General features: G+C 56.1%; 5 protein-coding genes and 1 pseudogene. All 6 read right to left on the reverse strand.

The genetic code is table 11. The features are described 5' to 3' along the window. Nucleotides 1-51: 51 nt before the first annotated feature. Nucleotides 52-891 carry an ABC transporter permease gene (locus WS62_RS16040; protein WP_066572489.1) on the reverse strand — a complete coding sequence of 280 codons (840 nt, stop codon included), beginning with the start codon at nucleotides 889-891 and terminating at the stop codon, nucleotides 52-54. Between the two features lie 29 nt (nucleotides 892-920). After that, nucleotides 921-2,180: an ABC transporter permease gene (locus WS62_RS16045; RefSeq protein WP_066572491.1), complete on the reverse strand. Its 1,260-nt coding sequence runs from the start codon at nucleotides 2,178-2,180 to the stop codon at nucleotides 921-923. A 100-nt stretch (nucleotides 2,181-2,280) separates the two neighbouring features. After that, nucleotides 2,281-3,306 carry an ABC transporter substrate-binding protein gene (locus tag WS62_RS16050; RefSeq protein WP_066572494.1) on the reverse strand — a complete coding sequence of 342 codons (1,026 nt, stop codon included), beginning with the start codon at nucleotides 3,304-3,306 and terminating at the stop codon, nucleotides 2,281-2,283. An 82-nt stretch (nucleotides 3,307-3,388) separates the two neighbouring features. After that, entirely contained in the window at nucleotides 3,389-4,480 is a 1,092-nt protein-coding gene (locus WS62_RS16055; RefSeq protein ID WP_066572467.1) for an ABC transporter ATP-binding protein, read from the reverse strand. 762 nt (nucleotides 4,481-5,242) lie between these two features. Further along, nucleotides 5,243-6,172, reverse strand: coding sequence for a LysR family transcriptional regulator (locus tag WS62_RS33885; protein ID WP_231748312.1), 930 nt, complete (start codon nucleotides 6,170-6,172; stop codon nucleotides 5,243-5,245). A 164-nt stretch (nucleotides 6,173-6,336) separates the two neighbouring features. Next, a pseudogene (locus tag WS62_RS16060) lies at nucleotides 6,337-6,577 on the reverse strand (IS5/IS1182 family transposase); the annotation flags it as partial.

Raw genomic sequence — 6,577 nt, forward strand, 5'->3', positions numbered from 1 at the left:
CCGAGGCACAATGCTGGCCTCGACCAATGGCCTCGGACGTTGAACGTCGCCTCACACCCTTGCAGGGCCAACGCTCCTGCTTCGCAACAATTCCAGAGCGAGCAGCAGACAGGTCGAGAAGACGATCAGGATCGTCGCGAGCGCGGCGATCGTCGGACTGATGTTCTCGCGGATGCCGGTGAACATCTGGCGCGGCAGTGTCGTCTGGTCGGCGCCCGCGAGGAACAACGTGACGACCACTTCGTCGAACGACGTCGCGAATGCGAACAGCGCGCCCGACATCACGCCTGGTGCGATCACGGGCAGCGTTACATGGAAGAACGTCGTCACCGGATTCGCGCCGAGCGACAGGCTCGCGCGCACGAGGTTCTGATTGAAGCCCTGCAGCGTCGCCGCGACGGTCGTCACGACGAACGGCACGCCGAGCGCCGCGTGCGCGCAGATGAGCCCCGTGTACGTATTCGCGAGGCCAAGCGGCGCGAAAAACAGATACATGCCGACGCCCACGACGACGACGGGCACGATCATCGGCGATAGCAACACCGCCATCAGCAGGCCCTTGCCGCGAAAATCCGTCTTCGTCAGGCCGATCGCGGCGAGCGTGCCGAGCACGGTCGCAACGAGCGTCGCGGCCGGCGCGACGATGAAACTGTTCTTCGCGGCCATCCGCCACTCGTTGGACGCGAGCAGGTTCTCGTACCAGCGCATCGAGAAGCCCGGGATCGGATAGACGAGGAACGTGCTCGACGAGAACGACAGCGGTACGATCGCGAGCACGGGCAGGACCAGATACAGCAGCGTCAGCACGACGAGGCCGCGCAGCGCGAAATACCACGCACGCTCGGCCATCGACACGTGCGGTGCAAAAAGCGGCTTCGCAAGCAGTTTCATGTTCATTTCCCTGGTTCGTCCGGTTTCGCTCAGCCGAGGCTCAATTGCGTGCGGGTGAAGCGGCCGTAGATCGCGTACAGCACGAGCGTCGCGGCGAGCAGCAGGCCGCCGAGCGCGCACGCCATCCCCCAGTTGATCGTCACGTTCGTGAAGTACGCGACGTAGTAGCCGACCATCTGATCGTTCGGACCGCCGAGCAACGCGGGCGTGATGTAGTAGCCGATCGCGAGGATGAACACGAGCAGCGCGCCCGCGCCGATGCCGGGATACGTTTGTGGCACATACACGCGCCAGAACGCGGCGAACGGGTGGCTGCCGAGCGAAATCGCCGCGCGCTGATAGCTCGGCGGAATCGACTTCATCACGCTGTAGAGCGGCAGGATCATGAACGGCAGCAGAATGTGCGTCATCGAGATGTAGACGCCGACTCGATTGAACAGCAGCGAGAGCGGTTGCGAGATCAGTCCGACGTCGATCAGCGCGCGATTGACGAGCCCTTCGCTTTGCAGCAGCACGATCCATGCGGCGACGCGCACGAGCACCGACGTCCAGAACGGAATCAGCACGAGGATCATCGCGAGATTCGCGCGCCGCTCGGGCAACGTCGAGATCCAGTACGCGAGCGGATAGCCGAGCAACAGCGCGAACAGCGTGACCGCGAAGCCGATCACGAGCGTGCGTCCGAAGATCGCGAGATAGATCGATTGATCGGGATCGGCGGGCACGACCTGGCCGAAGCCGTCTTGCTTGTGATCGAGTGCCGCGAGCAGATAGAACGGCGAATAGCGGCCGCCGTTCTTCGCGATCGCCTGCCAGTAAGCGGAGTCGCCCCAGCGCTCGTCAAGTTCGATCAGCTTCGCGTGCGTCTGCGCGGGCGTGAGCATCGCGTTCGCGTCGCCCGCCAGCGGCATCGCGCGCGCGGTCTTCGCGACGAGCGACCGATAGCCCGGAATCTCGGTGTTCAGGCGCCGCGCGAGCGCGCCCATCGCCTCGCTGTCGGCGACCAGCGTGAGATCGGCCGCGAGCGCCACGTACGCGGCGTTGCCGGGCGGTGCCTTGCGGTCCCAGTTCGCGAGCGCGGCGACCGTATGCGGCAGCGCGGTCGCGATCTCGGGATTCTGCACGGCGCGCGTGAGCAGCGCGCCGATCGGAACCACGAACACGAGCAGCAGGAATATCGCGAGCGGCGCGACGAGCAGCAGCGCCATCGCGCGTTTCCTGGCCTCGGCCGCTTTCAGTTCACGCTTGAGCGAGTGAGTCGGCGGCGCCGACTGCGTAGCAATCGTCATCGAATTCAACGGTTGTCTCCGGCCGAAACGCCGTTCGGAGGAATGCCGCGCTCGCCGCCGTGACGCGCGCGGCCGGTTCGTCATCGGCTCACGGCGGCCGTCACTTCGACGCCCACGCGGCGAAGCGCTGCTCGAGTTCGTCGCCATGGTCGGTCCAGAACGCGATGTTCTGCAGCACGGCGTTCTTGCCGTTTGCCGGCGAGTTCGGCAGGTTCGCAAGCGTCTTCGCATCGAGCGCCTTGAGCGCCGCGACGTTTGCGGGGCCGTACGCGATGTGGTGCGCGTACTCCTGCTGCGGCTTTTGCGACAGCGTGTACGCGATGTACTGCTCGGCGAGCGCCTTGTTCGGCGAGCCCTTCGGAATCGCCCAGTAGTCCAGATCGTAGATGCTGCCGTTCCACACAACCTTCAGGTTTTTCCCCTCGCGCTGCGCGGCATCAATTCGACCGCTAAACGCCGCCGCCATGACAACATCTCCCGCCACAAGAAACTGCGACGCCTGCGCACCGGCCTCCCACCATTGAATGTACGGCTTCAACCCGTCAAGTTTTCTGAACGCCCTGTCCTGGCCCGCCTTGGTCAGGAGCACCTTGTACACGTCCTTGGGTGCGACACCGTCGGCCATCAACGCAAACTCGAGATTACCGCGTGCACCTTTACGCATAGAGCGCTTTCCCGGAAAACGTTTCACGTCCCAGAAGTCGGCCCAACTTGTGGGCGCCGTTTTTAGTCTGTCAGCGTTATATGCGAGTGCGGTTGACCACACGAAGATGCCTACACCACATGCCTGCGGGGCTTCTGGAATCAGATCACTTTTTTTAACGATTTTGGACCAATCGAGCTTCTCGAATAGTCCCTCGTCGCAGCTGCGTCCCAAGTCGCCCGATTCGACCGCGACGACGTCCCAGTTCACATGCTTCGCTTCGACCATCGCCTTGATCTTGCCCTGTTCGCCATTGTATGCAACGGCGGTAACCCTAACGCCCGTTTTGGCCTCGAACGGCCGATTGAATGCAGCATCTTGCGCCACTCCATTCGCGCCACCGAAGTTCACCACTGTCAATTCTGCAGAAGCGGCGTTAGTCGCAACCGAGATTGTTACGATGGCGCTTGCCATCCCACACATGATGGAATGGTATTTCTTCGAGCATTTCATTATGAGGCCCTCATTTATTGAATTTAGATGAAGCAGGTAGTGCCGAAGAAAATCAACCGAACACTCTCAAATGCTCTGCTTCAAATTTGAGCGTTATGTACTTTCCGGGAATCATATTCTTTTGTGCTTCAACGCCTAACGGAATTTTCACAAGCAAATCTTCATGCCCCGCCATCGCGAAATGTACTCGAACGTGATCACCAAAGTACACGAGTCGCCGAATTTTACCGACGAGCGTATTTCGCGTACTTTTACAATTGGGATCAGCCAAGTGCAATCGTTCTGGACGAATATTTGCAGTAGCGGTCTCCCCAAGGCGAACATCACCGACTTTCACGCCGTGCAGATGAATATCGTCTTGTAGGCGAAGCTCGCAAAATCCATCTTCCACACTGACAACGGTACCAAACAACTGATTGCTATCGCCGATAAACTCAGCAACGAATGCATTATCCGGCCGTTCATACAGTCGTTCCACAGTATCGATCTGCTGTATATATCCCCTGTCGAAAACGGCAACACGATCAGACATCGTGAGCGCTTCGTCTTGGTCGTGTGTCACATAAACGAATGTCGCGCCGAGCTTGTCGTGGAGAGATTTCAATTCGTACTGCATCTGCTTGCGTAATTGTTTGTCAAGCGCGCCGAGTGGTTCGTCCATTAACACGAGCCTTGGCTCGAACACTAGCGCGCGCGCTAACGCGACACGTTGCTGCTGCCCTCCGGAGAGATGCGACGGATAGCGCTTGGCGAGACCCTCCATGCGAACCATCTTTAATGCGTCATTTACTCGCCGCGTACGATCGGCGACGGATACCCGGCGTACAGTAAGCGGATAGGCCAAATTCTGCTCAACCGTCATGTGCGGAAACAGGGCATAGCTCTGGAACACCATGCCGATGTTGCGCTTTTGGGGAGAAATTCTATTGAGCAACACGCCATCCAGCCAAATCTCTCCGCCAGTAGGAAATTCGAATCCAGCGAGCATCATCAGGCAGGTCGTCTTTCCCGAGCCCGATGGCCCTAGCAACGTTAGAAATTCACCGCGGTAGACATCCAGGTCGAGATGCTTGACAACAAGCGTCTCGCCGTCATATGTTTTACGCACACCACGGAAGCTCACAATTATATCTTTCTGGCTCATCGCGAATTATTGATTTTTACGTTGCCACCAAAATACCAATTTCACCGGGCATGGTAATCAAATTGATTCTGGGTAATTTCAATAAAGCTGATTCCGTCGACTGTTTTCGAGTGCGGAGCTAGATCTGATTGCAAAATAAGTAGTTTCGTCGATTGCCGAGGCAGCCGCTATGCAATCGATAAGCCCGAAACATGCTCAAATCCAACCTCTCAGATGCATCGTTAGATCGGCGCCCTAATTCTGAAGCTAAACAACAAGACGATCGCGCGACATCCCTTCTCACTCACCCGCAAATCAATCTGCTTGGACGGAAGTTCGCTCAAGGCCCACCTTATCGGAAAATACGATAAGGTGAACCGATAAGCATAAACGACCATTCTCTTTGAGCTCAGCCGGAATACTCGCCAATCGTGTGGCAATCTAGTGATGGCGCCAGCATCACACAGTAATGTGCATATACCATCATATGTTTATTGAATAATGATACCCGCAAATCATAACAGATTGCCTCTGCTTATGAAAGCAGCGCCCGTATCGCACAGCCGTTGAGGTTGACGGGTACGGCTGACACGTAATGGGAGGATTTTCGTCAGCCCTCTTAGGCCGTCGCCACAAATTCACTTGTCCAGAAAGGTTGCTCATCGCGAGGTACCTCTTGGAAGAGTGATGGCAAAAATAACTGTTGTCGATTAAGTGATAATTCTCGGCAGCGCGAAAACAAAGGTACAATTCATTCGGTGCTGTAGTCATTAAATTAAAAATCTAACTATTTATATGTGACTTCAATTCATCAATAAACACTTTCTCGGCTAAATTCATGCGCTTCTTTCTATTCCAAATTAGATATACGCCGACGTCAATTTCACCATCATCCACCGGCAATCGCCATAGGCGACCTTCTGCGACGTCGTCGCGAACGACGTGCTCTGGAAGACAACCGATTCCATAACCCGCAATAACCAACCGCCTAACTTCGTCAATATTCTCCGATCGCGCAACTACTTCACCTGCGAGATCTAATTGATTGCGGAACATTTCTAACAGCCAGAATTTCCGACCGACTTGATCGCTAATAACCGCAGCCAAATTTTCGCTCCTAATCTCAGAGGCCGTTATGCTTCGCGTGCCGAACAGGCGATGGTTTCTCCCACAGAAAAATGAGCATGGATCTCTTGAAAGCAGGATGCTATCGAGAACGCCTGTCGGTGCCGAGCCGAACGTAATTCCACACGTCGTCGATCGCTGTGACACCGCAGCAACAATATTGTCCGAGGGTGCAAGTTCGATACTCAGCGTTGCGTGAGGATACGTCCGGTGAAAATTCATCAAAAATTCATCATATTTCGCGGATCGTAGATGTCCGATACAGAGAATGCGAATCATCCCGGCGACTGCCTCCCCCTCATGTTCGTCAAGTTTTGACTCAAGAATTGACATGTGATCGTATATGTCGCTTGCGAGACTGTATATTCTTTGTCCGGCGAGTGTTGGGCTAAATTGCCCACCCTGACGATGGATGAGGGTATGACCAACCGTTTCTTCTAGTCGCCGAAGCGCTGCACTAATTGCAGATTGTGTAAGATGTAATCGAACTGCCGCTCGACTGATGCTTCTTTCTTGCATAATAACTCGATATGTTCGAAACAAATTCCAGTCAATGCGATCCATGGTGAAACGATCGGCAATCGGCATCCCAACCTCGGACAAATGAAGGTTTCAACTCTACTATTTATAATTTTGCGGTCAAAGTACAGGCAATCTCATAACCGCTTCTTCTTTTCGCCAGCTGGGTCTTTATGAAATTTCGCACGCTGACTAGTCGGCCCTGAACAATTCGTTTTGTCGCGCAGATGAAGCTACGCCGCCGACGGCGCAGCGGCTCGGAAGCTGAGCAAAGCGACGAGAATCAGGGCGTAAAAAAGCCGCAGGTTGCGCAGGATCATCCGCAGGTTGTGGCCAGCGCCGCACAGCACCGCATGAATCGCATCGCCCAACGAACCCTTGAGCCAATTTCGATCGAGCTTGCCGTCGGCCTTCATGTGCCCGATGGCCGGTTCGATTGCGCTGCGACGCCGGATCATTGCTCGCAGGCCGCGT

Source organism: Burkholderia sp. ABCPW 14 (assembly GCF_001523835.1).
GTDB classification, from domain to species: domain Bacteria; phylum Pseudomonadota; class Gammaproteobacteria; order Burkholderiales; family Burkholderiaceae; genus Burkholderia; species Burkholderia mayonis.